At 42.7% G+C, this 26,267-nt stretch carries 24 protein-coding genes; 8 read left to right on the top strand and 16 right to left on the bottom strand.

The genetic code is table 11. The annotated features are described in order from the left end of the window. Nucleotides 1-155 precede the first annotated feature (155 nt). Nucleotides 156-935, bottom strand: a complete 780-nt coding sequence (locus FTU58_RS12685; protein ID WP_180062531.1) for an NAD(P)H-binding protein — start codon at nt 933-935, stop codon at nt 156-158. A gap of 36 nt (nt 936-971) precedes the next feature. On the opposite strand from FTU58_RS12685, the gene recG reads away from it, so the two are divergent. Then, the gene (gene recG / locus FTU58_RS12680; protein ID WP_180062530.1) at nt 972-3,017 is read left to right on the top strand and encodes an ATP-dependent DNA helicase RecG; all 2,046 of its coding nucleotides are present in this window, start codon (nt 972-974) and stop codon (nt 3,015-3,017) included. Nucleotides 3,018-3,035: 18 nt separating this feature from the next. Further along, nucleotides 3,036-3,671: a ComF family protein gene (locus tag FTU58_RS12675; protein WP_180062529.1), complete on the top strand. Its 636-nt coding sequence runs from the start codon at nt 3,036-3,038 to the stop codon at nt 3,669-3,671. 74 nt (nt 3,672-3,745) lie between these two features. Here the strand turns inward: FTU58_RS12675 and FTU58_RS12670 are convergent, their stop codons facing one another. Together FTU58_RS12670 and FTU58_RS12665 are read right to left on the bottom strand one after the other, a co-directional pair. Further along, nucleotides 3,746-4,156 carry an NUDIX domain-containing protein gene (locus FTU58_RS12670; RefSeq protein WP_004974664.1) on the bottom strand — a complete coding sequence of 137 codons (411 nt, stop codon included), beginning with the start codon at nt 4,154-4,156 and terminating at the stop codon, nt 3,746-3,748. Nucleotide 4,157: 1 nt separating this feature from the next. Next, nucleotides 4,158-4,760, bottom strand: coding sequence for a TIGR00730 family Rossman fold protein (locus FTU58_RS12665; protein ID WP_026438479.1), 603 nt, complete (start codon nt 4,758-4,760; stop codon nt 4,158-4,160). Between the two features lie 154 nt (nt 4,761-4,914). On the opposite strand from FTU58_RS12665, the gene FTU58_RS12660 reads away from it, so the two are divergent. Then, complete coding sequence (locus tag FTU58_RS12660) at nt 4,915-5,928, top strand: CorA family divalent cation transporter (RefSeq protein ID WP_096901036.1); 1,014 nt, start codon at nt 4,915-4,917, stop codon at nt 5,926-5,928. 224 nt (nt 5,929-6,152) lie between these two features. On the opposite strand, the gene FTU58_RS12655 is transcribed toward FTU58_RS12660, so the two are convergent. The 8 genes from FTU58_RS12655 to dxs form a co-directional block, all read right to left on the bottom strand. Beyond that, nucleotides 6,153-6,440 carry an STAS domain-containing protein gene (locus FTU58_RS12655; RefSeq protein WP_179995920.1) on the bottom strand — a complete coding sequence of 96 codons (288 nt, stop codon included), beginning with the start codon at nt 6,438-6,440 and terminating at the stop codon, nt 6,153-6,155. Nucleotides 6,441-6,452: 12 nt separating this feature from the next. Further along, entirely contained in the window at nt 6,453-7,088 is a 636-nt protein-coding gene (locus FTU58_RS12650; RefSeq protein WP_004974651.1) for a phospholipid-binding protein MlaC, read from the bottom strand. A 15-nt stretch (nt 7,089-7,103) separates the two neighbouring features. Then, nucleotides 7,104-7,781 (bottom strand): outer membrane lipid asymmetry maintenance protein MlaD, encoded by a 678-nt coding sequence (locus tag FTU58_RS12645; RefSeq protein ID WP_179991598.1) that lies wholly within the window; start codon nt 7,779-7,781, stop codon nt 7,104-7,106. Further along, nucleotides 7,781-8,560, bottom strand: coding sequence for a lipid asymmetry maintenance ABC transporter permease subunit MlaE (gene mlaE / locus FTU58_RS12640; protein ID WP_004974646.1), 780 nt, complete (start codon nt 8,558-8,560; stop codon nt 7,781-7,783). The genes FTU58_RS12645 and mlaE overlap by 1 nt, the downstream gene beginning before the upstream one ends. Further along, nucleotides 8,557-9,375: an ABC transporter ATP-binding protein gene (locus FTU58_RS12635; protein ID WP_004974642.1), complete on the bottom strand. Its 819-nt coding sequence runs from the start codon at nt 9,373-9,375 to the stop codon at nt 8,557-8,559. Before FTU58_RS12635 ends, mlaE begins: the two co-directional genes overlap by 4 nt. A gap of 389 nt (nt 9,376-9,764) precedes the next feature. Beyond that, complete coding sequence (locus FTU58_RS12630) at nt 9,765-11,615, bottom strand: DEAD/DEAH box helicase (RefSeq protein WP_180060098.1); 1,851 nt, start codon at nt 11,613-11,615, stop codon at nt 9,765-9,767. 484 nt (nt 11,616-12,099) lie between these two features. Further along, nucleotides 12,100-12,930, bottom strand: a complete 831-nt coding sequence (locus FTU58_RS12625) for an inositol monophosphatase family protein (RefSeq protein WP_180062528.1) — start codon at nt 12,928-12,930, stop codon at nt 12,100-12,102. A gap of 104 nt (nt 12,931-13,034) precedes the next feature. Further along, the gene (dxs, locus tag FTU58_RS12620; RefSeq protein WP_180062527.1) at nt 13,035-14,945 is read right to left on the bottom strand and encodes a 1-deoxy-D-xylulose-5-phosphate synthase; all 1,911 of its coding nucleotides are present in this window, start codon (nt 14,943-14,945) and stop codon (nt 13,035-13,037) included. Between the two features lie 308 nt (nt 14,946-15,253). On the opposite strand from dxs, the gene ribA reads away from it, so the two are divergent. After that, entirely contained in the window at nt 15,254-15,856 is a 603-nt protein-coding gene (ribA, locus tag FTU58_RS12615; protein ID WP_004974633.1) for a GTP cyclohydrolase II, read from the top strand. 44 nt (nt 15,857-15,900) lie between these two features. Here ribA and hemN read toward each other — a convergent pair whose 3' ends face one another. Next, entirely contained in the window at nt 15,901-17,274 is a 1,374-nt protein-coding gene (gene hemN / locus FTU58_RS12610) for an oxygen-independent coproporphyrinogen III oxidase (protein ID WP_096901232.1), read from the bottom strand. 231 nt (nt 17,275-17,505) lie between these two features. Here hemN and hemF point away from each other — a divergent pair, with 231 nt between their 5' ends. The 3 genes from hemF (at nt 17,506) to aroE (ending at nt 19,859) form a co-directional block, all read left to right on the top strand. Next, nucleotides 17,506-18,450, top strand: a complete 945-nt coding sequence (hemF, locus tag FTU58_RS12605; protein ID WP_180062526.1) for an oxygen-dependent coproporphyrinogen oxidase — start codon at nt 17,506-17,508, stop codon at nt 18,448-18,450. 317 nt (nt 18,451-18,767) lie between these two features. Then, complete coding sequence (locus FTU58_RS12600) at nt 18,768-18,974, top strand: hypothetical protein (protein ID WP_004974627.1); 207 nt, start codon at nt 18,768-18,770, stop codon at nt 18,972-18,974. Nucleotides 18,975-19,070: 96 nt separating this feature from the next. After that, nucleotides 19,071-19,859, top strand: a complete 789-nt coding sequence (gene aroE / locus FTU58_RS12595; RefSeq protein ID WP_104852603.1) for a shikimate dehydrogenase — start codon at nt 19,071-19,073, stop codon at nt 19,857-19,859. Nucleotides 19,860-19,961: 102 nt separating this feature from the next. Here the strand turns inward: aroE and FTU58_RS12590 are convergent, their stop codons facing one another. From FTU58_RS12590 to FTU58_RS12580, 3 genes are read right to left on the bottom strand one after another with little or no spacing between them, the layout of a single operon-like run. Beyond that, nucleotides 19,962-21,767: a hypothetical protein gene (locus tag FTU58_RS12590; RefSeq protein WP_180062525.1), complete on the bottom strand. Its 1,806-nt coding sequence runs from the start codon at nt 21,765-21,767 to the stop codon at nt 19,962-19,964. A gap of 49 nt (nt 21,768-21,816) precedes the next feature. Continuing rightward, the gene (locus tag FTU58_RS12585; RefSeq protein WP_180062524.1) at nt 21,817-22,845 is read right to left on the bottom strand and encodes a transposase; all 1,029 of its coding nucleotides are present in this window, start codon (nt 22,843-22,845) and stop codon (nt 21,817-21,819) included. 19 nt (nt 22,846-22,864) lie between these two features. Continuing rightward, complete coding sequence (locus FTU58_RS12580) at nt 22,865-23,458, bottom strand: hypothetical protein (RefSeq protein ID WP_180062523.1); 594 nt, start codon at nt 23,456-23,458, stop codon at nt 22,865-22,867. A gap of 225 nt (nt 23,459-23,683) precedes the next feature. Between FTU58_RS12580 and FTU58_RS12575 the strand changes: the two genes are divergently transcribed. Beyond that, complete coding sequence (locus tag FTU58_RS12575) at nt 23,684-25,507, top strand: acyl-CoA dehydrogenase C-terminal domain-containing protein (RefSeq protein ID WP_180062522.1); 1,824 nt, start codon at nt 23,684-23,686, stop codon at nt 25,505-25,507. 203 nt (nt 25,508-25,710) lie between these two features. Here FTU58_RS12575 and FTU58_RS12570 read toward each other — a convergent pair whose 3' ends face one another. Continuing rightward, a complete protein-coding gene (locus FTU58_RS12570; protein ID WP_257222369.1) occupies nt 25,711-26,196 on the bottom strand; it encodes a DinB family protein in 486 nt (161 codons plus the stop codon). Between the last annotated feature and the right edge of the window lie 71 nt (nt 26,197-26,267).

Here is a 26,267-nt window from a genome sequence, read left to right as displayed (position 1 = left end):
TGTCTTTTATACGTAATTTAAGGGTTTTCATGTACTTATATTAACAATCAAAACTCAAGGAAAATAGTCCTTAGTTAAATCAAACGACACTTCATGTCGTGTCGCTTATATCTCTGACCTGAAGGACTGAGTTTTACGCTCCATTTGATAAATGATTACACATTGAATAATTCAACCCCACTCGCCACCATCCTCTGAGCAAAAATCCTTTTCCCTGTTTCACGCTCACCTTCCAACACCAACTCAGGTAAATTCAATTCACGCTGAATCTTTAAAATCATTTCATGCAAAGGCTGAGCTTGGTTATTGCTGCAAATATATGATGGTTCTGGATGTTCCACGTGAAGTAAATGTGCCAAAAAACCTGCCAAATCATCAATATGAATCCGATTTGACCAATGTATATTCGGGTAACTTTGTGTGCTTTCCGCAAGTTTGAGCATGCGTGCAGTCGAAGTGCCATAAATACCCGAAGGACGTACAATCACACATTGTTCAGGATAAGCCTGTTGCCACAAGTGTTCCATCTGCAACAACAACTGACCTTGTACATCACTCGGCTTAGGCACAGTATCATCATCAATACATTCACCTGCGTTTTCACCATAAACCCGTGTCGATGACACCACAATAATTCGTTTCACAGGATGATCTTTTAACGCAGCGACTATCGGCTGCACAGAATCTACATAAGTCTGTTGATACGCTTCTACAGAACTCAAAACCGTATTTCGAGATGGTGCAAGTAATACATAAACGGCATCCACAGGTTGAATCTGTGATAAATCGAGCTGTTGAATATCCTGAAGCAGATGCGTCATATCAGGATCTGTTTTCGGACTGCGGCTAATTGTGGTAATTTGATGACCGAGCGTAAATAGTTGTTTTGCAACACGCTGCGATGTTTTACCATAACCAATAAATAGAATATGCATTCAGCACCTAATCATAGCATTTGAAGTTGAGGGGACATGGCTGCAGTCCATCAGTTGCAAGGGGTAGGCTCTGCCTCTGCCGCATTACTCGAAAAACTAAATATTTTCACCACAGATGACTTGTTGTTTCATCTACCGCGTGACTATGAAGATCGTAGCACGATCATCCCCATGAACCAATTAAACGTGGGACGTAGCTATTTACTCGAAGGTGTGGTCAAAGGGGTCGATTTTCCACCGGGTAAACGCAAGTCGATGGCGGTCAATTTAGAAGATGAATTTGGCAAAATTACCTTACGTTTTTATCATATTTATAAAGGTATTACAGATCGTGCCAAACTTGGCAATCGTTTAAGAGTATTTGGCGAAGTACGGGTTGGAGCACGTGGTCTGGAAATGTATCACCCCGAATTACAACTGATTACTGAACATACCCCACTGCCTAAAACCCAACTGACCGCTATTTACCCAAGCACCGATGGGCTGACCCAAGCCAAATTACGTGAATACGTCAAACAAGCTTTGGCACAGCATAGTGATGATTTGCCTGAACTCTTGCCTGAAAAAATGACCAATGGCTACGCACTCAAACAGGCGCTGGATTATATTCATCATCCACCTTTAAATGCCAATATGCTGCAATTGGCACAAGGCTCTCACCCTGCACAGCAACGCCTGATTTTTGAAGAATTGGTGGCGCATCAAGTCAGTTTACTGACCCGACGGGCTTATATTCAGCAAATTGCCTCACCTGCCTTTTCCCCAAGTCAAAAACTAGCGCCTGCGTTACTCGGCAACATGCCATTTCAAATGACAGGCGCACAGCAACGGGTTTCGCAAGAAATCATGCAGGATTTGCAGCGTAATAAACCCATGCTGCGCTTGGTACAAGGTGATGTAGGTGCAGGTAAAACCTTGGTCGCTGCAGTCGCAGCGTGTCATGCGCTAGAAGAAGGCTGGCAAGTCGCGCTGATGGCACCCACTGAAATTTTGGCAGAACAACATTATCTGAACTTTCAAAAATGGTTTGAGCCGTTGGGCTTAACAGTGGCGTGGTTGTCTGGCAAGCAAAAAGGCAAAGCACGGGCAGCGGCTGAACTGAGCATTCAAGATGGTAGCGCCAATTTGGTGGTTGGGACACATGCGTTATTTCAGGACAATGTGCAATTTGCCAAATTGGGTTTGGTGATTATTGACGAACAACACCGTTTTGGGGTCGATCAACGTCTGGCTTTGCGCAATAAGGGTGCCAATCATACTACACCGCATCAATTGGTGATGACTGCAACGCCTATTCCACGTACCTTAGCCATGTCCGCCTATGGCGATTTGGATACTTCGGTGATTGATGAACTACCGCCAGGGCGTACGCCTATTCAAACGGTGACCATTCCGCTAGATCGTCGTGAAGAAGTCTTACAACGTATTGCCAGCAATTGTGCCGAAGGCAAACAAGCCTATTGGGTCTGTACCTTGGTGGAACAATCAGAAACCTTAGATGCACAAGCTGCCGAAGCGACTTTTGCTGAAATTAAAGAACGCTTTCCTGAACTGAATATTGGGCTGGTACACGGCAAAATGAAAGCCGATGAAAAACAAGCCGTCATGCAGCAATTCAAAGACAATCAACTACAATTGCTGATTGCCACCACAGTAATTGAGGTCGGGGTCGATGTACCGAATGCTTCAATTATGGTGATCGAAAATGCCGAGCGTTTAGGACTTTCACAGCTGCATCAGTTACGTGGACGAGTCGGACGGGGTGCCAAAGCCAGTTTTTGTGCCCTGTTGTATAAAAATCCACTTTCGCAAAATGGACAAGAACGCTTGCGGATTATGCGCGAAACCAACGATGGTTTTGTAATTGCAGAAAAAGATTTAGAACTGCGTGGCCCTGGGGAACTCTTGGGAACCAAACAGACAGGAGATATGGGCTTTCGGGTGGCTAAATTAGAACGGGATGATCATTTACTGGCGCAGGCACATCATGTGGCACAGCAAATTTTAAAAGATTATCCTGCACATGCCGAAGCTTTGCTAAAACGCTGGCTGCCTGAGGCACCACGTTATGCCTATGTTTAAACGGATTACAGTCGCAAGATGACTCAGCCGATTAGCCTAGTACAACGTGGCATACAATGGTTGCGCCAACTGCAGCCGTGTCAGCTTTGCCATAGCGACACGCAATGGCAACATTCAGTCTGTCAAACCTGTTGGCAACAATTACCGTGGCGTAGCCAAGCAGTACAACGACAAGAAATACAGATTCAAGTCGCCTTTGATTATCACTATCCAATTAATCGCATCATTCAACAATTTAAATATGAACAGCAGTTACATTACCAACTGCTTTTGGCAGGCGCGCTAAAACAACTGTCTTATCCTAAAATCCAAGCCATTGTACCGATGCCAATTTCCACTGCCCGCTTGACTGAACGCGGCTACAATCAATCTTTATTGTTAGCAAAAGGACTAGCGCGGCATTTAAATGTCCCGATTTGGCAACCTGTGACCCGCTTACAACAGCACGCGCAAAAAGGCTTAAGTCGCTTAGAACGATTGGAAGACATCCAACAGCAATTTCAAATTCAGAATGCGCCTAAAATCCGTTTTCGTCGGGTTTTAATTGTGGATGATGTGGTCACGACGGGCAGTTCAATTCATGCACTCAAACAGCAGTTACTCAAGCTCGGCTGTCAAAAAGTCGAAGCAGTCTGTCTAGCCAGTGCTGAATAAAAAAACTATTCGGTTGAATATGCTCAACGCATTAAAAAGTTGAACTTAAAATATAGAAGAATGATCAACTGCTCTTAATTTTGTTGTAAATATTGTTTTAACCACGGCATCACCACTTCACGGGTCAGCGGTGCCAACAAAGTATCTTGATCATCCAAATCTACCCACTTCATTTCGGCAATTTCAGCAGCAATTTTTGGTGCCTGATCAAGCTGAACCCAATACACATAACTGACCAAACGGCAGTCGGGCTCATTGGCCGTTGCTGTTTCATAGCGTCCAATAAATTGTTGAATTTGCGCCTGACAGCCAATTTCTTCGGCAATTTCTCGCAACATGGTCGTTTCAGGCGCTTCATTGGGTTCTAATTTGCCACCGACCTGCATAAAACACGCGGTATGCTGTTTACGCACCACCAATAACTGCTGTTTGACATTTAAAATAATTGCAGCTGCAACGGTAATGATGTTGTTGATCTCAGCCATTTTATTTCGCCAGTTCCTGCTGCACCCACTCTAGCTCAGGCACTTCCCATTTCATTTCAGGAACACGGTATTGTTCAAATTGCTGCAAAATATTGTCAATACAATTCGATACAATCAATGCCTCACAAAAACGTGGCTGAGTAAAACCTTTTTCAGAGGTCTGTCTTAAAAACTTCAGCAAATCATCATAAAAGCCAGCTACATTAAAAAAGGCACAGGGTTTTGAGTGAATTCCTAATTGTGCCCACGTCCATTGCTCAAAAATTTCTTCTAAAGTTCCAGAACCACCCGGCAAAGCAATAAAGCCCTCGGCCAATTCTGACATTTTTATTTTGCGGGCATGCATGTTTTCTACGATGTGTAATTCGGTCAAATGCGGATGCGCCAATTCATGCTCTGCCAAACTTTCAGGCATGACACCAATTGCACGCCCACCTGCGGCCAAAGTACTATCTGCCACCACACCCATTAAGCCTGAGCGTCCACCGCCATAAATTAAAGTTTTGCCTTGTGCAGCCAATGTTTCACCCACTTTTCGTGCATTTTCAACAAAAACTGAATCTTTTCCTGGGGCAGAACCACAGAAAATAGCAATTGACGACATCATTTTTTCACCATGTTATCTGGCTGTCATGCCATAAAATTAAACTTCAGGGAGATTTTTAAATAAAATAGCATTCTGAGCAGTGTATTTAGTAAGATCCTTGTCTAAAATACACCCATCCACAAAACCCATACTGCGCAAGGAGAAAAGACGAATGCTTGAAGCCTTTTATGCCACAGAGCGCGGTAGTCTGGAAGATGCCACCATTAACGGTGGTTTTGATTTGCATCCAGATCTGGTCTGGATTGACCTGATTGCCCCTTCACAAGAAGAACAGCAATGGGTACTAGACGCATACTCACAAAATTTACCAACCTTAAAATCTTTGGAAGATATTTCATCTTCAGCGCGATTCTACCGTGATGATGACGGTATTTTACACATTAGTACCTATTTTTTAACTAAAAATAAAAACTATCAAGTCGATGGTGAAACTGAAGACAATTCCAGTATTTTAGCCACAGTGCAAACCGTTGCCTTTATCTTACATAAAGAACACCTGTTTACCCTACGCGGTGAAAAATTAGTGGCATTTCGGGCATTTCGGGCACGGGCACGACGTAACGACTACGAAATTGATTATAAAGACCCGACTTGGGTGCTTTTAGGCTTGCTTGAAGCCAAACTGGACGAACTTGCGGATATCTTAGAAGATATCCACAAGGACTTGGAAAAGTATTCCACAGAAGTTCTGAATAACCGTCATCGTGAGCAAATTTTAGACCTCGATGACATGATTACCCGACTGGCACAATTAGAAGACATGCTTGGAAAAGCGCAATTGTGTTTGATTGATTTACGTCGTGTCCTGACCTTTTTGGCACGTCCGCGTGCGTTGGGTAGTCATATTTACGATGCCGACATTCGAGAACTCAGTGAAGATGTACGCTCACTGGTCGAACACGATGCCTTCTTATTCCAAAAAGTGCGCTTCTTGCTCGATACCACTTCAGGCTTCATTAACACCGAACAGAACGACACGATTCGTCGATTCTCGATTTTACCGAGTATGTTAGCGCCACCGATGCTAGTTGCCAGTGTTTATGGCATGAACACCGACGTGTTACCTTTTGCCAAAGGCACCACCAGTTTTATAGTGGTCAGTATTATTTTAATTGGCTTCTTTATTGGCCCATTAATTTACTTTAGATGGAAAAAATGGATTTGATGCCTTTTATTCCCTCTCTTTTTAGGTTTAGGAGAGGGTTAGGGAGAGGTTTGCAATCTTTTCTCTCCTTTTAGAAGCGGGTTAGAAAGGTTTGCAATCTTTCTTCTCCTTTTAGCAGCGGGTTAGAGAGCTTTGCAAGCCTACCTCACTTGAATAAAGCGGGAAACTAAACGCAATAAAAAAGCACCTTACAAGAAGGTGCTTTTTTGATGGTTTTTTCAGTTTTAGACGATTAGCTGCAAATCATCTTGCAAATGACAGGCTTGAATGATCTTCATCATTTTTTCAGGAACCGCTTTAAACTGTAAGCCTTTGGCTTCAGGCGTCTGACGCAACCATTGCACCAAAACGGCCAAAGCTAAAGTACTCCCGTGTTCTAGCTGCGCCAAATTGACCACCAAAGGCAACTGCTGCTGACGAATCAACTGCAGACCTTTTTGGTAATATTGCTTTGCATTACTGAAATCTATTTTTCCAGAAACACATAATTCCTGATTTGATAATTCAATCACGCCACACCTAACCTATTTTTTCTTTTCAACAGCAGCTTCTGCATCTGGCTTAAAGGTTGCAATGGCTTTATCAATATTGCCGCCATTACGCTTCACGTTCGCTGCAAACTGGTTACGGAATTGCAAACCTAAATCAATACCCGACACGTTAATGTTACGGATTTTCCATTGGCTGCCTTTGTCTGCCAACTGGAATGACACAGGAATTTTTTCACCATTATGCAAGAAGTCAATGGTCACCACTGGGTTCTTGCTGTTGGTCGCCTTATAAGGACGCATGGTGTAGCTTTGGTTGCTAAATTTCGCAAACGCTGTGCCATAGTTCTCAATTAAGGTTTCACGGAAGTTTTTCTCAAACTGCGCGCGCTGTGCTGCTGAACTGTATTGGTTCGTCGCATAAGTACCCATCACAATACGGGTAAATGCTTGCGCATCTACATACGGATCAAGGTTTTGACGCACAATCGTTTTGACCAATGCTGGATTGTTCTGCAATTTAGCATGATCTGCTTTTAAACGTGCAATCAAGCTATCGGCAACTTTTTTCACAAAAGCTGGTGGCGCTTCTGCAGGTGCAGCAAATGCAGTTCCTGCCAACATGGTTGAAAGTACACTTACCGCCAGAGTTTGCTTTAAAAGTGTTTTCACGGACAATCTCCTTCATTACTCAACAAATGACACTTCTGCATCTGTTGTTTCAGCTGTCGCTGTGTCTTTATCTGCGTCTGACGCTGCGTTGGATGTTTTCGCTGCACCGCCAGTAATAAACTTACTGATTAAATCTTCTAAATCCATGGTGCCTTGTGTGTTGGCAATACTTTCGCCACGCTTCACAAAGTTCAAACCACCACCTGGAACCACTTTGAGATATTTCTCACCCAATAGACCATTGGTTGCTACCATTATGTAAGCATCTTCATCAATACTGGTGATGGATTTCATGTTACCCAACAGTTGTTTTTCCATTTCTTTTTGTTGCTGAGGGCTTGCCTCTTGGTATTCTGCACTGTAACGCAATTCTTCAAGCGCATAATTTTGCACTGTTTTTAGTTGTTCAGGATTAAAACTGGTCAACCTGCCATCCAGTTCAAATTCAACTGTAGCCAAACGCGATACAGGGTCTAAAGTAATATCATTAACACGACCAATGGTGACACCGCTCATGGTGACTTTAGCACGTGGTTTTAAACCATTCACGTTGTCAAAAGTTGCTGTCATATTGTAACTGTCGCGCAAATTGGTACCCACCAATCCACTGACTTTCATGGCCAAGAAAAATAATGCAATGCCTGTCAAAATGACAAATACACCTACGGCCAGCTCACTTGTACGTGATTTCATTAAACACCTCCGAACATGACCGCAGTCAACACAAAATCAAAACCTAAAACACATAATGAAGAATACACCACGGTTCGTGTGGTCGACGTCGCAATGCCTTCCGATGTTGGGACACAGGCATAGCCTTGATATACTGCAATCCAAGTACAAATTAATGCAAAAACAAAACTTTTAATAATTGTGCCGTTAAAAATATCTTTATAGAACTGCACGCTGCTTTGCATACCGCCCCAGAAAGAACCTTCATCGACCCCTAGAAAATCGACCCCAACCATTTTGCCGCCCATAATGCCAATTGCAGCAAAAATAATGGAGAGCATTGGCAGGCTGACTATTCCCGCCCATAAACGTGGTGACACAATACGCTTGAGTGGGTCTACCCCAATCATTTCCATGCTGGCCAATTGCTCTGTGGCTTTCATCAGACCAATTTCTGCAGTTAAGGCAGAACCTGCACGACCTGCAAATAACAGCGCAGCGACCACAGGTGCCAACTCACGTAATAAAGTCAAAGACACCATCGTGCCCAACATGGCTTCTGAACCAATATTGACCAAAATGGAGTAGCCTTGTAAGCCCAATACCAAACCAATAAATAAACCTGATACCGCAATAATCAATAATGACATCACGCCAACACGGTACATTTGGTACAGGAACAGCTTCACCCCAAGCAGGGTTGGCATGGAAAATAGAATTTGCAACAACATTTGGGTGGCGACACCAATGCCACGAACACGCTCAATGACGCGTTGACCTAATGCGGCAATAGCATTCATGAACGCACCTCATCACTTAAATAAGCCCGATGGCTAAATTGATAATCGACTGGCCCTTCGGCAGCGCCTGTTAAGAACTGACGTACAAATGCCGATTCATGCTGTTTTAATTCTGCAGGTGTACCTTCGCCCTGAATCACGCCTTCCGCGATAATATAAATGTAGTCGGCAATTGATAAAGTTTCGCCAACATCATGCGAGACGATGATGGTGGTTAAATCCAACGCTTCACGCAAGGAACGGATTAAACGGGTCAACACACCTTTTACAATCGGGTCTTGCCCTGCAAACGGCTCATCGTACATGATCAATTCAGGGTCTAACGCAATCGCACGTGCCAATGCCACACGACGGTTCATCCCGCCTGAGAGTTCTGCAGGCATAAGTTGTTCTGTACCACGCAAACCGACTGCTTCAAGTTTTAAAGCCACCAATTCTGCAATTAAATGTTCAGGCAACTGGGTATGTGCACGCAATGGAAACGCGACGTTTTCATATACGCTCATATCGGTAAATAACGCACCGCTTTGGAATAACATGCCCATACGTGCGCGCGCAGCAAATAACTCCTGACGCGACATTTGCGCAAGATTTTTTCCATCCAGAAAAATATCACCATGATCGGGAGTCAACTGACCACCAATCAAACGTAATAACGTGGTTTTACCAGTACCTGAAGGTCCCATAATGGCAGTAATTTGACCACGGCGAATCTTTAAACTGACATTTTCGAAAATGACACGTTTCCCTCGTTTAAAGCTCAGTTCATTGACTTCAATCAATGACGGCTCATGTTGAGGCATTGGATTATTCATAGCTGAGGGTCTTCCTGCATTTTTTCAGCACGCATACTATAAAGGATTGAAGCGCAAAATGTTATCTAGCAAATTTTTAAAAACTGTGCACGTATTGTTCAAGCAGTCTTATTATTGTTATTTAAATCACTTTTAGGACAGCAACAATTTAAAAGTAAGAAGAAATAATATAATACATTAAATTGCATAAGATGAGTGCTAAACCAATATACGGCATCATTCCCTCTCTCGTCTGCATGAGCAATCGTAAGCTATTGATGTTCATAATTAGCAAATAGAGTTAAAAACGTGACCTATTATACATTTTATTTATCTAAAGCAAAAATATTTAACATAAAAAAACCAGTGCTGAGCACTGGTTTTTCTTTATACAAATGACTATCGCGGTTTTAGTCGTTAAATTTACGACGTGGGCGATCAAAACCACCTTCACGGCGTGGACGATCTGAATTGAACTCGCGACGTGGACGATCTTCGCCACCAAAAGAACGCTTAGGACGATCATCAAACGAACGTGGTTGACGGTCACCAAAACCACCTTCACGACGTGCAGGACGATCACCAAAATCACGTTTTGGACGATCACCGAAGCTACCTTCACGACGTGGTTTGTAATCTACACGGTTGCCACGGTTGTCATCATTCGCATCAAAACGCGGCTTATCGTTGAAGCCACCTTCGCGACGCGGACGATCTGAATTAAATTCACGACGTGGACGATCATCAAATGAACGCTGTGGACGATCACCAAAACCACCTTCGCGGCGTGGACGATCTGAATTAAATTCACGACGTGGACGGTCTTCAAATGAACGCTGTGGACGATCACCGAAACCACCTTCACGGCGTGGACGGTCTGAGTTGAACTCACGACGCGGACGATCTTCACCAAATGCAGGACGTTCACCACGTGGTTTGTCATCAAAGCTGCGACGTGGACGTTCATCACCGCCTTCACGACGTTTAAAGTTGCTTTCGCCTTCAAAACGACGACCGCCACCAAAACCGCCACGACCACCGCGACCGCCATCACGACGACCACGACCACCGTCACGACCAGAACGTGCTGGAGGTGGAGATGGCTCTAAGCCTTCAATTTCAGAAACGCTTAAACGTGCATCTAAGAAATCTTCCAACGCACGGATTTTGCCGCGCTCACGGTAAGTTGCCAAAGTAATCGCGTTACCAGTACGACCCGCACGACCTGTACGACCAATACGGTGTACATAGTCTTCATTTTTCATTGGTAAACCGAAGTTAATCACGTGAGAAATAGTTGGTACGTCTAAACCACGTGCTGCAACGTCTGTTGCAACCAAGATTTTTGCACGGCCTTCGCGAATGCTGCGTAAACGACGGTTACGAACGGTTTGTGGCATTGCACCGTGTAGTGCAACAACCGAGTGACCCGCTTCAGCCAATTCTTCAGCCAACATATCGGTATCTTCTTGAGTAGATGCGAATACAACCGCTTGATCTACACCTTCATCAGATAACCAGTGTGACAATAATTTTTTCTTGTGCTCGAAACCATCAGTCCAGTGTAAAGTCTGGGTGATGTCCATGTTCGTTGAGTGACCTGTTTCAATCGCAATACGTACAGGCTCATTCATCATGCGTTCTGCAAGTGTGATAATACGGCTGGCAAAAGTTGCAGAGAACATCAAGGTTTGCTTACGGTTAGCAGCTAAATCGCTAATCGCTTCTAGGTCTTCAGAGAAGCCTAAATCGAGCATACGGTCAGCTTCGTCTACAATTAAGGCATCAACTTTATCAAGTTTGATTTGACGACGGTTCACCAAGTCAAGTAAACGACCTGGAGTCGCTACAACCACTTGCGCACCTTTTAATTGTTGGATTTGCTTACCAAAAGGCATACCACCCATGATTGCTGCAATACGTACACCTTTCATGTGACGTACAAATGCAATCGCGTCTTGGCTAACTTGTTGAGCCAATTCACGTGTTGGGCAAAGCACTAAAATTGACGGCTGAGTAATAGCTTTCATACGCTCTTTAAATGGTACGAAAGTATCTTGATTAGCAAGCGCGTTTAAAGTTGGGAGTAAAAATGCAGCAGTTTTACCAGAACCTGTTTGGCTAGATACCAATAAGTCTTTACCTTCAAGTGCCGCTGGGATCGATTGTTCTTGAACAGGAGTCGGCGTAGTAAAGTTCAAGCCTTCTAAAGCTTGTTGTAAAGATTCATGTAAAGAAAAATCAGCAAAAGTTTTGCTCATAGAGATTTTCACCCTGAAAATGGGTGCTCCATTAAATAAAGTCAGATGGACATCGGCAAAAAGCGGTACAGCAATTATCGCTGACAATTTAAGATTCAGCGGCGATCCGAGTAACGACGATGTGATATAACGCACGCATGATTACGGCTTAACCTGAAGGAATCGCTTTAGCGATTGGGGCGCGAGATATCGTCCTCTCTTTGGACCGCACGCGCATACACAATGATTAGAAGAGAAATGTTCAGGTAATGAACAGAAATTAAGTGCGTGCGCGGATTATAGCAGGATTATTTTAAAAGTCACCTTATTTAATCGACTTTTGCTGTTTTTTGTGTAAACAGTGATAGATTCTGCTTTTATGGCTAGTATATGGACGATAACAACAGATTTAAAACCAGCAGTTTTAGACCGTTAGGTAAAAGAAAAGCCCTCAGGATGAGAGCTTTGCTAAGTGTCTTATTTAAGTATAAATATGATCAGCTGATTATTTCGCTGCTTCGCCCCAAGCAGGCACAACCGCTTTCATAAGTGGTTTTAACATTTTCATTGAACATGCCAAAACTTGCCCATTTTCCATAGAGTCGCTGCCACCACGTGCATCGACCACAGTACCGCCCGCTTCTTTCACAATTAACTCACCCGCAGCAATATCCCACGGTTTTAAGCCAAGTTCAAAATAACCATCTAAACGACCTGCAGCCACATAAGCCAAGTCTAATGCAGCAGAACCTGCACGGCGGTATTGAGCGCCTGCTTCTGTCACATTCAATAAACTTTCAAAATGGTTTTTGGCATAAGAAACAATTTCGCCATCGCGCTTAGCACGATAAGCATGACCCACTGCCAAGAAGGTGTTGTCTAAACTGTCTTTTACATTTACACGAATACGACGTTGATTCATCATCGCACCACGGCCACGGCTCGCAGAGAACAACTCATCTTTTACAGGATCGTAAATAACACCGTGCTGTGTCACACCTTTGTGTTGCACTGCAATCGAAATACAGAAATGAGGGAAACCGTGAACAAAGTTTAGCGTGCCATCTAAAGGATCAATCACCCAACACCAGTCGGCATCGTGACCTTTGCCTTCCTGCATGCCAAATTCTTCGCCCAGGAAGCTGTGATTTTTATAACTTTTGCGTAATGTATCAATGGTCAAGTGCTCGAGGTAACGATCTACGCGCGTTACAGGACCATCAATGCCTTTTTCTTCGACTTGTAGATCGAGTTTATGACGATTCTGATGCGCTTTTAAAAGCTCTTGACCAACTGTTTGAGCCGCACGCGCAGCCATCACCACCATAGGTTCCATTGAACACCCACTACAAATTTGAAGAGATTGATAAAGAATAATGCATGAAAGCCCCAATATTTTAGCAAATATTGAGGCTTTTGGGGAAGAAGTGTTGCTAAAAATTAATTCAATATAGATTGATGCAGTATTTGCCAAGCATTTTGCATTGATTTTTCAATGCCTTGTGCATCTAAACCTGCCTGTTGCAGCATTTGACCATGTGTCGCCTGTTGCATAAAGCTATCTTCTAAACCTAAATGAATAATTGGTTTAACAATTTGTGCCTTTGCCAAGTATTCACTCACGGCACTGCCTGCACCACCCATAATCGCATGTTCTTCAATAGTGACGAATAATGCAGTGTTATCTGCAATCTCAGCTAACAGCTTTTCATCCAATGGCTTCACAAAACGCATATTCACCACACGTACTGCGACATCGTGCTGCTGAGCAAACGCTTCAGCCGCTTCAACTGCCGCTTGCACACGGCTACCAAAAGCCAGCACTGAAATATAGTCATCATATTGTGGATTGAACTGCGCCACAATTTCAGCTTGTCCTAATGGAATTGCAGTCATCTGCTGCTGAATTTCGACACCCAAACCATGCCCGCGTGGATAACGCACTGCTGCAGGGCCGTTATATAAATAAGCCGTGTGCAGCATTTGACGACATTCATTTTCGTCTTTTGGTGCCATAATCACGATATTCGGTACGGTACGCATATAGGCATAGTCGTAAGCACCTGCATGGGTCGGGCCATCTTCACCCACCAAACCTGCACGGTCGATACCAAAAGTAACATCCAGATTTTGCAAAGCGACATCATGAATCAGTTGGTCATAACCACGCTGCAAGAAGGTAGAGTAAATCGCCACCACAGGCTTCAAACCTTCACAGGCCATACCCGCAGCCAAAGTCACCGCATGCTGTTCGGCAATCGCGACATCAAAATAGCGTTCTGGGAATTGTTTGGCAAATTGCACCATGCCCGAACCTTCGCACATGGCTGGCGTAATTGCCAATAATCGTGAATCTTGTTCTGCCTGATCACATAACCACTGCCCAAATACATCAGAATATTTAGGTGCGCTAACTGGTGCAGCTTTGGCATGAATTTTACCAATGGCGTGATATTTAATTTGATCGGCTTCGGCAGGCGCAAAACCTTTGCCTTTTTTGGTGTAAACGTGAATTAAACGTGGACCTTTACGTTTTTTCAGTGCATTGAACACATGTGTGAGTTGTTCAACATCATGTCCATCGAAAGGGCCGAAATAATCAAACCCAATCGCTTTAAATAAGTTGTCAGCAGCTTCAGTAGCAGCACAGTGCAAACGCGAGTTATACGTCCACTTTGGATGTGGCTGCACGTAAGCTTCACCTGTTTCACTGACATAAACCGATTCACCACGCTCCCAAATGGCAGCAAGATGTTTGGCAAAGCCGCCTGTGCTACATGAAATTGACATATCGTTGTCATTCAGCACCACCATCATATCGGCTTGGTGGGCCACTGCATCATTCATGGCTTCAAAAGCCATACCTGCCGTCATGGCACCATCGCCAATAATGGCAACAACTTCACACGGGTTTTGTTGATAACGTCGTGCCAACGCCATCCCCAATCCTGCAGAAATTGCTGTTGAGGAGTGACCAACGCCAAAGGTATCAAAAATAGATTCTTCACGCGCAGGGAATGCAGCCAAACCATCTTTGGCGCGAATGGTGGTGAGTTGCTCGCGGCGTCCTGTTAGGGCTTTATGCGGATAAGCCTGATGACCGACATCCCAAATTAAGCGATCGTGTGGGGTATTAAAGCAATAATGCAGCGCAACGGTCAGTTCGATCACGCCTAAGTTTGCGCCAAAGTGTCCTCCACTTTGACCTGCGGCATACAAAATGAATTGACGTAACTCATCTGCCACCTGTGGAAGCTGGCTTTGCGCGAGTAAACGTAATTGCTGCGGATGGTCAATCTCATCGAGCAATGGTGTTACAGGGCGTTGAGTTGGAATTTCTGTATACAGCATATGTGGCAAAGCCTTCTAAAGCCTGGCAAATCCTAAGCGAGGTCAATGGGAATTACTCGATCATATAACCGAATGGTATTACCTTCAATCAGCCACATTTCTAGCGATGTAGTTTTGAGCAGTGATTTCAGTTGGGCACACGTTGGGTGGGTAGATTATCCTGAATAATCTAACTATTTATCAACCATTATCGTGCGCTTTATACAAAAAAGAAAATCTTCTGTATAAATTCGTGTTCGCTATTCTACTAATGTCTGAGCATTACGCTATACTTTAAACAATTTATCGACTATTTCACGAGTTAAACAGTGCCGATTAAGTTTGTCGCAACCTCACGATTACCGACCGCATTTGGTGAATTCAACATTACGGTATTTCAAGATCCTGAAACTGGCGAAGAACACGTGGCATTATCCAAAGGTTTGGACACTGCGCCAACCCAGCCCGTTCTGGTACGGATTCACTCAGAATGTTTAACTGGCGATGCTTTCGCGTCTTTAAAATGCGACTGTGGCCCACAGCTTCAAGCCACTCAACGTCTGATTAATGACGCAGGACAAGGTGTGATTTTATATTTACGCCAAGAAGGTCGCGGGATTGGCTTGACCAATAAAATTCGTGCTTATGCCCTGCAAGATCAAGGACATGACACGGTGGATGCCAATTTAATGCTAAATTTACCTGCCGATGCACGTCGCTATGATATGTGCAGCATTATGCTAGATCATTTGCAGGTTAAAGCTGTGCGCTTAATCACCAACAACCCTTTGAAAATTCAAGCATTACAGGAACAAGGGATTACGGTGGTAGACCGTGTGCCTTTAACTGTGGGTCTAAATCCATTCAATGAAGAATATTTGCAAACCAAACACGAACGCATGGCGCACATGTATGATAAAGGTGACTTCTGAGTCACCTTTTAATTTTTGAATTAAATAATTTCTACTCAACTTACTTAAATCGTCATCGAAAAAATACGATTATTCGGCATACGGCGTTTTAAACGCAAATCAAAGGCCATACAAATATTGCGCACAAAAGGTTTACCTTTTTCCAAAATCTGAATGTGCTGATCTTGAATGAGCAGTAATTCATCTTCCTGCATTTCCTGTAACTGTTGCAGCACTTGCTCAATTTCAGGAAATGCCAATTCTGGACTGGCCCACGACGTTTCAAAGCTGCACATTAAATTTAAAATATGCTGACGTATTACCAAATCTTCCCTATCCAGCACATGCCCTTTAAACACAGGAATTTCATTGCAGGCTAAACGGGCATAATAATCTTCAATGCTTTTTTCATTTTGCGCAAAGCTATACCAACTGTCGCTAATAGATGAAACACCCAAGCCAATCATAAGCTGCGTTTTAGATGCGGTATAGCCCATAAAATTACGGTGCAAGGTACCATTTTTAAACGACTGATACATACCATCACGTTCTAAGGCAAAGTGATCCATCCCAATTTCATGATAACCATAGGCCAAAAGACGCTGTTTGCCTTCTTCATAGCACTGACGTTTTAATTCATCTTTAGGTACATCTTCATCTTTAAAACCACGCTGCCCATTGCCTTTAATCCATGGCACATGCGCATAACTGTAAAATGCCAAACGGTCTGGCATTAAACGTTGGGTCTGCTCAATGGTATTCAGTACATCGTCTAGATTTTGAAAGGGCAAACCAAAAACCAAATCATGTGAAATAGAATCATAGCCAATTTCACGCGCCCACTCGGTCACACGTTGCACATGCTCAAAAGGCTGCATCCGATGAATGGCGCGCTGCACTTTTTCATTATAATCCTGCACGCCATAACTGACCCGACGAAAACCCAAGTCATATAAGGCCTGTAAATGTTCGCGGGTGGTGTTATTGGGATGACCTTCAAAACTAAATTCGTGCTGTTCTGCCACTTTGGCTTTTGCCAGAATGCCTTGAATGAGCTGCGTCAAATGTTCGACAGAAAAGAAAGTTGGTGTGCCACCGCCCAAGTGAATTTCTTTAATGATGGGAGTGCTTTCGAGCAATTGGCAATATAAGTCCCACTCTTTTAATAACGCCTGAATGTATGGCTGTTCAACTTCATGGCGTTTGGTGACACGTTTATGACAGCCACAAAAAGTGCATAGACTTTCGCAAAATGGCAAATGAATATACAGACTAATGCCTTCGCTGGCATTAGATTCATCAAAAGAACGCTTCAGCGTCTGCTGCCATGCCTCGGCTGAAAAAGTAGCATCATCCCAATAAGGTACGGTTGGATAACTGGTATAACGTGGTCCAGGCACATTGTATTTTTGAATTAAAGAATTTGCCTGCTGTGTCATCCACTCTGCCCCATTCAGTTAATTGCTGCTGACTAAAATTTAGATTGTAAAAACTATTGTGCTGAGCTTAGGCATGGAAATCAACCTAGTCTTTTGCTCGGAATACATGCTGAAATACAAAGCACCTTGCGCAATTGCCTGAGCGATTTGCAGCAAACTGGATAAACCCCTTAATTTTTAGACAGTTTTATGTTTTGATGTAAGCCATTTTATTTTTATCCTGAGGTGGCCATGTCGCATCCTACTCACGCGGATATTCAACGTGTACGTGAATTTCTTCTCGATTTGCAGGCGCGAATTTGTGCGGCTTTAGAACAACAAGAACAGGCAGGTGGCGGAAGCGCACAGTTTGAAATTGATGACTGGCAACGTCCTGAAGGTGGCGGTGGTCGTTCCCGTGTCTTACAAAACGGTACAGTCATTGAAAAAGGCGGGGTGATGTTTTCGCATATCAATATTTCCAAACTGCCTGCTTCTGCAACTGAGCGTCATCCCAATATTGCAGGCGCACCTGCGCAAGCGATGGGTGTATCATTGGTAATTCACCCGAAAAACCCGCATGTACCCACCTCGCACGCCAATGTGCGTTTATTTGTCGCTGAACCTGAAGGACAACCGCCAATTTGGTGGTTTGGTGGTGGTTTTGACCTGACACCATTTTATCCAAATGATGAAGATGTGTTGGCATGGCACCAAACAGCACATGACTTATGTGCGCCTTTTGGCGATCAAGTCTATGCAGAACATAAACAATGGTGTGATGACTATTTTTATTTAAAGCACCGTGATGAACAGCGTGGCGTGGGTGGTTTATTTTTTGATGATCTGAATCAATGGGACTTTGACACCTGTTTCAACTATATTCAGGCGGTGGGTAACGGTTATTTGGCTGCAATTCTGCCTATTTTTGAGCGTAATCGTGACAAAGCCTATACCGAAGCACAACGTGAGTTCCAGCTTTACCGTCGTGGACGTTATGTGGAATACAATCTGGTCTATGACCGTGGCACTTTATTTGGCTTGCAGACAGGTGGACGGATTGAGTCCATTTTAGTCAGCTTACCGAACTTGGCGGGATGGTCGTACCGTCCTAAATGGGCAGAAGATTCCGCAGAGAAAAAACTCACTGACTATTATTTAAAACCACGCGATTGGTTAAATCTCAAGACGAGTTAAAGCTCGCGACTGGTGAAACCTTGCTACATCGCAGTGTAAAAAAGATCACATTCAAGGTTCAAAAAAGCGATTCTTCCACGAATCGCTTTTTTACTTACAAACTTTATTGCTTATTTTCAAATCAATAAATATGCACAGCATGAATTAACTGTCATGATAGTGCGGATGGATTTTAATAGATGATGTGACCGCGCACCCTATTCGACCATGCACAAATAGGATTTAACTATCCATACATCAAACCATGAGTCAAAGGCGAATTCATCAAACTGTCAAAGCCTTATGTCACACTGCGCCACATCTGTCAGGAGATCCGCATGTTTAGCCCGCTGTTCAAACACAAAATCTTTTTATTTTGGGCAACCTTTGCCATGTTACTTGGCTCAATTTGCATGACCTTTATTTTTGAAAGTCATCTTTCAGATGGCTTAGCCATTAGTAGCAGCATTTTAGCGGGCATTGCCATGTTCGTGATTGCCACTATTTTGGTATTAGAAACCGTTTTAGAGATTTGTAATCCTTAAGTCCAAAGACTCCCACCGTTTTATACCGTCATAGGCTTTAGTCCGCGCTGAATTTGACGTATATTGATGCACATTTCAGCACATGGATTTTGGCAAATGCGCAAACAATTTGCCGTGATTGGCAACCCAATTGAACAATCACGTTCTCCTGAACTGCATCATGCCTTTGCAGAAAAAACAGGCATTGACCTGCAATACAGCAAACGCCTTGCCCCTCTTGATGGTTTTAGAGACAGTGTTGCAGACTTTTTTAATCAGGGCGGTGTAGGCATGAATGTAACCGTGCCTTTTAAAGAGCAAGCATTTGCCCAATGTGGCGTATTAACCGAACGTGCCAAAATTGCCAAAGCAGTCAATACCTTGTGGATGCAAGATGGTGTTTTGCATGGCGACAATACCGATGGTCAGGGTTTGGTTGATGCCATTCGTGCTTTGGGCTGGAATTTAGAGCACAGTGATATTTTGATTATTGGCGCTGGTGGTGCAACCCGCGGGGTAATTTATCCGTTGGTACAAGCAGGCGCAAAAAAAATTGTGATTGCCAACCGCACCCTTGCCCGTGCTGAACAACTGGTTGCTGACCTACAAGCTGCCGTACCGCAAGCAGAATTACAAGCCATGGCACTTACCGATTTAACAGGTCAATTTGATTTAGCCATTAATGCGACGTCTGCCAGCTTAACGGGAGATGCCCTCACCTTGCCTGAGTGTTTGCAGTTTAATTTTGCTTATGAAATGGCTTATGGCAAACCTTCGAGCTTTTTAGAACAAGCCAAAGCGCGTGGCGTACCGACCTCAGAAGGTTTTGGCATGCTGGTCGGACAGGCGATTGAATCTTTTTATATTTGGAATGGCGTGAAACCTGAATTAAAAGATTTCCTCTAAATCATCACCAAATAAAAATAGCCCTTGAGCAGCAAAGGGCTATTTTTTTATTTAAACTGGGCAATCTTGTTGAACGCTGATTGCCCATTTTTCACCCACGGTTTATTTTACAAATTTCTGCATATCTTCATACACATCCATATATAACTCATAATCAATCTGTTCAGCCTGATCTTCAGTTAAAGTGCGAATTGAATTTTGGCTCAATTTGCCCTGCTGACGATCAACATACGTCTGCCCCAAAATGTGTGCCGTTTTCTTTAAATTCTCCAAGTCAGGCACATCCCAATCATAAGCTGCTTCATAGGCTTTTAAATATTGCTGAGCAAATATCTGTTGTGGTTGCTTGTACTGCTGTTTCAGCTTACGCCATTCAAGTGCGACTTTATTTTCATCGACTGCATCTTCAATCAAATTATTGATACGACGACCAATTGCATTATTGAATTGCTCATCTTCTTCTAAATGATGCTTGGCTTGTAAAGCTTCAATCCGTTTTAGCGCGGCACCTTTCGGGTCATAGTAGCGCTCATCACTGAACCAATAGGCATACACTTCTGCCATTTCCTGCAAGGTTTGTGGACTAATATTTTTTACCCACGTACTTTGCTCTGCTGCCATGTGCACTAAAAATAAAGTCTGATAAGTCTGACTAAAAGATTCTGTTTGTTGATAGGTTTTTTGCGCCAACTGCGCCAATTCTTCATCATAACTTAAGGCAGGTTTTACAGTGGTCTTATCTTTATTTTCTGCAGTTTCCTGCTCCAAAGTCCGCCCTAAATTTGTCACCCATTTTTCTAAAATTGAGTCTTTGCTGACCTCTTGAATGGATTTGGCTTGACGCAGCGCACTACGGTCAATTTTGCTGGCTTGCCCATAATTCGCAATGCTGACATCGTTATACACATGAATTGTGCCGTAATTTTCGCGTTTAAATTGCAACGCATAATCAATTTTTGCAGCACGCCCCTGATCATCTAAAGCCACATCAATTTGAATCGGTGTTTTTTTATCTTTAGGTGTAGCGTTCATAATCTGCTGAATTTCAGCCTGATGTTTTTGCCACAAAGCTGCAAAAGCGGCGGCATCGACCAATTGTTCCGAACGGTATGGTTCAAAAACTTTAGCTAGCTTTTCTTGCGGTGAAGCAAAGTGCTCATCTAAAACCGATTGTGCCTGCTCAGCACGACTTGGGCTAAATGCTTCTAATTCATAGGCATAAGCACAGTAGGTTAAATCTCCAACTTTGGCTGTTTTTGCTGTTTCGATCAAACGCTGACAGTCTTGTTCGCTTAGCATACTTGCGGTGGTTGCTGAATCTTCAGCCTGCTCAGCCGCTGCCTGAACGGCTTGTTCAGCCGCAAGCGTGGCATCTTCACGAGCATCTGCTGAATAATCTGCTGCGTTATTCGCTGTCGTTTCAGTTGCATAAAACTTCTGACTGACCAAATCACGCAAAGCAAGGGTGGCTTGATAAGCCACAAAAGCCTCTTGGCTCATACCATAATCTTCAGCAGTTTCATTGTGTTTTAAGTAGTCTTCAGCACTTTCTTTGGCTGATGTATCTTGTGTAGTTTCAACTTGCTCAGTAGCATCTTCAGTTGTGGTCGCCTGCCCCAATACGGTCTGTTGCAAATACGGTGCATTGACCTGATCAAACATGGCAAGCTGCAGCAACATATCTTCCAAGCTACTGTTCAAACGTATTTTTTCACTAATTTTTTGCTGACGTTCTTGTGCAGTTAAAGATAATTTTTGAATGTGATTAGAATCTGCCAATACATACGGCACCGCATTCATGGCTTTTAAATATTCGGCAAATTGTGCCACTTTAATCCGCTCAAAATCGGCTTTGTATTTAGAAAAGTCGATATAGGCAAAGTCATTTTGACTATCTTTATTTACCAAATAAGGCAACAAAGAAAAATAATTGGTATAGAATAGGACTTACGCACTATTATTTATAGATTCTCTGTGGTAGCAGATGATTTTTATCGAGAATAAAGTCATCAATGAAGTTTTTGATAACTGGTCTAAATAATTTCTTCTGCCAACGATATACATTTTCAAAGATCCGCTCAAACTGGTTCTTTTGTATCTCGACGTAGGCCATCAAGGCTGAAAAAATATGATTCAAAATCAGTTTAGATCGTCTTACTTGAAACTTTTCAATATGACAAACCTGTTTAATCACCCGGTGATATTGCTCTATTTTCCAATGACTTGAATGTAATTCATGAAAACCCTCAAAGGACAATAAATCATCTTCATCTTGATGCACAATATAAAACCTCTGCTGTTCTTTTAACTGAGTCTTAAATAATTGTACAAAGCCAAAATCTTTGAGCCAGACCACTTGACCCAGATGGAAATTTGGCAATAAACGCAGTTGAAACCATTGTCCTTTTTCTGGGGAAACCTTACGGTTACAGTCGATACCAAACATAAATCGAATACCATATTTTCTTATGGTTTTTAGATTTCCAGTCGATGAATACCAACTATCACCTGTAATAAATTGAATCTTTGCCCCCCAACTGAGTACTTCACTTAACATATCCATAAAGTAATCATTCTTGGTTTTACTTTCAGATTTGTCATAAATTCGGAAATTAATTGGAATATTTTGACCATTCTGATCTGTCGCATACAAGGTAATGAGATTAATACCCTTGACGGATCGGTGGTGTTTGCCTGACCAAAAATAGCTAACCAAGTCCATATGTTGACTATAGGGTTTATCTAAAACAGTATCATCAATACTGACTATAAGTTTATTATTATCAATATGTTGAATTGCTTCTTGATATAGGTCGTGAGGTGTGTAGTCTTCACGTTCTAGAAAGCGATTTACACTATCATGCGAGATGTTATAAGTCTCGGCAAGTTGTGTGCAGCTAATAGAGTTCGGTTCTGTCATGAGAAAGCCCATATAAATGGGTAATGTACAAGTTGCTGTAGAAGCATGTTTAATTCGTCTGATCACAGATACTTTATAAAGTATTTTAATACTTTTTTGAATCCGTCAATGCGTAAGTCCTATAGAACTTATATTCATTAAAATCGACCACCATCGGTACTTTCATTTGCACCAAAAGTGTCGGTTTTTCATAACGTGCTGCCACATTCAAAGCAGCAATTTTTTGCCGATAATGCACCGAGCCATCGTAGCTAAACTGAGTGTCATTCAATACATTCAACACAAAATTAAAAGGACTCGATTTTTCGATTGCCCCTGCAGCATAGGAAGCAGAGTTTTGTTCCTTAGCCATTGCCGTATATAAGTTTTGTTTTTCTTGTGTACTTAAACGGACTTTTTGCTGTTTTAAATACTGATCTAATTGCTTTTTAAGTACAGGATCGAGTGTAGCAGGAGCAGCATCCGCTACTTTTGGTATTGCTTCAACTAAATTGCTCTGTACCCGTAATTTGCCCTGAAAGTCATAACTTGGCGTTTCAAAGATGGCATTTAACCCTGTAATTGCCTTTTGTTCTATACTTGCCGTCTGATTGGAATTGGTCTTAATGACATGCTGCGAACAACCTGTAGCAGCTAAACTAAAAAGACATAAAGATAAATATTTTAATTGTATCTTCATTGCTAAACACCTTATATTCATTATAGATTGGTCTGTTCAAACGTACAGATTATGATACATTGTAACATAACACTTCATTCGTTTTTGTAAGGTGAATAATTTTCACTATTCGCATTTCTGACATTTTTATTCGCTATTCTTATCAATGTTTTTTGATCATGAGTGTGAATAATCAACATATCGATACAGATAATCCAAAACTATTTCTAAATTAGGATTAAGACTATGCCAGCATATAAAGCCCCATTACACGATATTCGTTTCTTAATGAACGAAGTGCTTGATTACCCGACCCACTACAAAAATCTTTCTAACGGTGAACTTGCGGACGCAGATACAGTCGATATGATTTTGGAAGGTGCAGCAGATTTCTGTGAAAATGTACTTTCTCCTCTTAATCAATCAGGCGATGAAGAAGGCTGTCATTTTGAAAATGGCAATGTGACCACACCGAAAGGCTTTAAAGAAGCCTATGACCAATTTGTGCAAGGTGGCTGGCAAGGTCTGTCTTACCCTGAACAATACGGCGGTCAAAACCTGCCAATGTCGCTAAACCTCATCAAATCTGAAATGATGGGTACAGCAAACTGGTCATTCCAAATGTATCCAGGTTTAAGCGTGGGTTGTATCAACACCATTATGCAATTTGGTACAGACGCGCAAAAAGATACCTATTTACCGCACTTGGTTGCAGGTACTTGGTCAGGCACCATGTGTTTGACTGAACCACAATGTGGTACCGACTTAGGTCAGGTAAAAACCAAAGCAGAACCACAAGCCGATGGTACGTATGCGATTTCAGGTACCAAAATCTTTATTTCTGCAGGCGAACATGACCTGACTGAAAACATCATTCATATTGTGTTAGCACGCCTCCCAGATGCGCCTGCAGGCACAAAAGGTATTTCATTATTTATCGTACCGAAATTCTTGCCAACCGCAGAAGGTACGGTGGGTGAGCGTAATCCTGTCACTTGTGGCTCTATTGAACACAAAATGGGGATTCGCGCGTCTGCAACTGCAGTCCTGAACTTTGACAATGCCGTGGGTTATTTGATTGGTGAACCAAACAAAGGCTTACATGCCATGTTTACCTTTATGAATACTGCACGTATTGGTACAGCAATTCAGGGGATTTGCCATGCAGAATTGGCATTCCAAGGTGCATTACCGTATGCCAAAGAACGTATGTCAATGCGTGCGCTTTCAGGTAAAAAAGACCCTGAAAAAGTAGCTGATGCAATCATTCACCACGCCGATGTACGTCGTATGCTCTTAACGCAAAAAGCCGTGGCAGAAGGTGGTCGTGCCATGATTTATCATGCTGCACAATTGGCAGATAAAATGAACGACGCTTTAATGCGTGGTGATACTGCAGCTTTTGAAGCGCATGATGACCATTTAGGTTTCTATACCCCAATCTTAAAAGGCTTCTTAACTGAAATGGGTTATGAAGCTGCCAACCACGGCATGCAAGTGTACGGCGGTCATGGCTATATTAAAGAATGGGGCATGGAGCAAATTGTACGTGATTCACGTATTTCTACCCTGTATGAAGGTACAACTGGCGTTCAGGCGCTCGACTTGATTGGTCGCAAAGTGTTGTTAAGCTCTAAGGGCAAAGTGATTCGTGACTACACCGCTGAAATTTTGAAATTCTGTGGTCAGCATGCACGTAACAAATACATGCGTCGTTTTGCATGGGACTTAACCAAGCTATGTGCTCAATGGAACGCATTAACCGTGCGCATTATGTTGGCAGCACGTAAAGACCGTGACATCGTATCCAGTGCTTCAGTGGACTTCTTGATGTTCTCTGGTTATGTCATGATGGCTTATTTCTGGGCGCAACAAGCGGCTGTGGCTTCGACCAAATTGGCTGAAGGCAATGGTCAGGAAACACCTGAGTTCTATAAAGCCAAAATCAAAGTTGCCGATTTCTACTTTGAGCGTTTATTGCCACGTACTCAAGGTCATGCAGAAGCAATGGTTAATCCATCTAAAACCATGACTGCATTAGCACCAGAATATTTTAGTTTTGACTACTAAAATATTCTAAGCAGATGTAAATCAAAAGAGCGCGTAATGCGCTCTTTTGGTGTGTACTTCAAAAAGTCAGTACTCGAATTTACACATCAATTAAAATTACTTTTAATGCGCTGTTGGAAAACCATGAAATACCCACTGAATCAGATATAAAATCAGAAAAATTAAAATCACTAGACATAAAATTTCTAATCGTTTCATTCAATTTACTTCTTAGTCTGGTCTTCTAGCAACATATAAATTAAATCCAGCTCAGGACAGACATATCCCATTGCGGTTAAAGCCGCGGTAATTTGCCCACGATGATGAGTTGCATGATTGAACACATGCATTAGGGTTGCAGCATAGGGTAAGTGCATCTCCACGCCAGTTGATGTTTTATAGTGCAGCTCTTGATGAAAAACTTTCTCATCCACCTGATTTAAAAAATAAATCCAGTTTTCAGCCTTCTTTTCAAGTTGCTCAACAAGCTGTGTTCTGTTGGTTTCCACAATACTATCTAATGGCAAAATTGGTGAGTGGTGCAAAGCAAAACGTGGAAACCACAAATGATGCTCACCGACCAACAAGTGATTCAGAGTGCCAAAAATACTTTTAAAATATAAGCCCTGATCCAAGAAAAAATCATCATCTGAAACGGCTTTGTTGCACAAACCTATCTGTAAAGGCTTTTTCAGCGATATAATTTTCAAATGAAGAAGCCTACACACAAAATCTACCGTACAACCAATTGGCCCGCATATAACCGAGCACTCATGAGTCG

Source organism: Acinetobacter sp. YH12120, from assembly GCF_013418795.1.
GTDB classification, from domain to species: Bacteria; Pseudomonadota; Gammaproteobacteria; order Pseudomonadales; family Moraxellaceae; genus Acinetobacter; species Acinetobacter towneri.
The sequence above is the reverse complement of the archived record's forward strand: the minus strand, read 5'-3'. Positions and strand labels throughout refer to the sequence as shown.

What these genes read in the sequence shown, in the direction of transcription:
- FTU58_RS12630 (WP_180060098.1), bottom strand. Translation starts at nt 11,615, where the DNA reads ATGAGCAAAACTTTTGCTGATTTTTCTTTACATGAATCTTTACAACAA.
- FTU58_RS12675 (WP_180062529.1), top strand. Translation starts at nt 3,036, where the DNA reads ATGACTCAGCCGATTAGCCTAGTACAACGTGGCATACAATGGTTGCGC.
- hemN (WP_096901232.1), bottom strand. Translation starts at nt 17,274, where the DNA reads ATGACACAGCAGGCAAATTCTTTAATTCAAAAATACAATGTGCCTGGA.
- FTU58_RS12600 (WP_004974627.1), top strand. Translation starts at nt 18,768, where the DNA reads ATGTTTAGCCCGCTGTTCAAACACAAAATCTTTTTATTTTGGGCAACC.
- FTU58_RS12575 (WP_180062522.1), top strand. Translation starts at nt 23,684, where the DNA reads ATGCCAGCATATAAAGCCCCATTACACGATATTCGTTTCTTAATGAAC.
- hemF (WP_180062526.1), top strand. Translation starts at nt 17,506, where the DNA reads ATGTCGCATCCTACTCACGCGGATATTCAACGTGTACGTGAATTTCTT.
- FTU58_RS12635 (WP_004974642.1), bottom strand. Translation starts at nt 9,375, where the DNA reads ATGAATAATCCAATGCCTCAACATGAGCCGTCATTGATTGAAGTCAAT.
- FTU58_RS12625 (WP_180062528.1), bottom strand. Translation starts at nt 12,930, where the DNA reads ATGGAACCTATGGTGGTGATGGCTGCGCGTGCGGCTCAAACAGTTGGT.
- mlaE (WP_004974646.1), bottom strand. Translation starts at nt 8,560, where the DNA reads ATGAATGCTATTGCCGCATTAGGTCAACGCGTCATTGAGCGTGTTCGT.
- FTU58_RS12685 (WP_180062531.1), bottom strand. Translation starts at nt 935, where the DNA reads ATGCATATTCTATTTATTGGTTATGGTAAAACATCGCAGCGTGTTGCA.
- FTU58_RS12645 (WP_179991598.1), bottom strand. Translation starts at nt 7,781, where the DNA reads ATGAAATCACGTACAAGTGAGCTGGCCGTAGGTGTATTTGTCATTTTG.
- aroE (WP_104852603.1), top strand. Translation starts at nt 19,071, where the DNA reads ATGCGCAAACAATTTGCCGTGATTGGCAACCCAATTGAACAATCACGT.
- FTU58_RS12660 (WP_096901036.1), top strand. Translation starts at nt 4,915, where the DNA reads ATGCTTGAAGCCTTTTATGCCACAGAGCGCGGTAGTCTGGAAGATGCC.
- FTU58_RS12670 (WP_004974664.1), bottom strand. Translation starts at nt 4,156, where the DNA reads ATGGCTGAGATCAACAACATCATTACCGTTGCAGCTGCAATTATTTTA.
- recG (WP_180062530.1), top strand. Translation starts at nt 972, where the DNA reads ATGGCTGCAGTCCATCAGTTGCAAGGGGTAGGCTCTGCCTCTGCCGCA.
- FTU58_RS12665 (WP_026438479.1), bottom strand. Translation starts at nt 4,760, where the DNA reads ATGTCGTCAATTGCTATTTTCTGTGGTTCTGCCCCAGGAAAAGATTCA.
- FTU58_RS12580 (WP_180062523.1), bottom strand. Translation starts at nt 23,458, where the DNA reads ATGAAGATACAATTAAAATATTTATCTTTATGTCTTTTTAGTTTAGCT.
- dxs (WP_180062527.1), bottom strand. Translation starts at nt 14,945, where the DNA reads ATGCTGTATACAGAAATTCCAACTCAACGCCCTGTAACACCATTGCTC.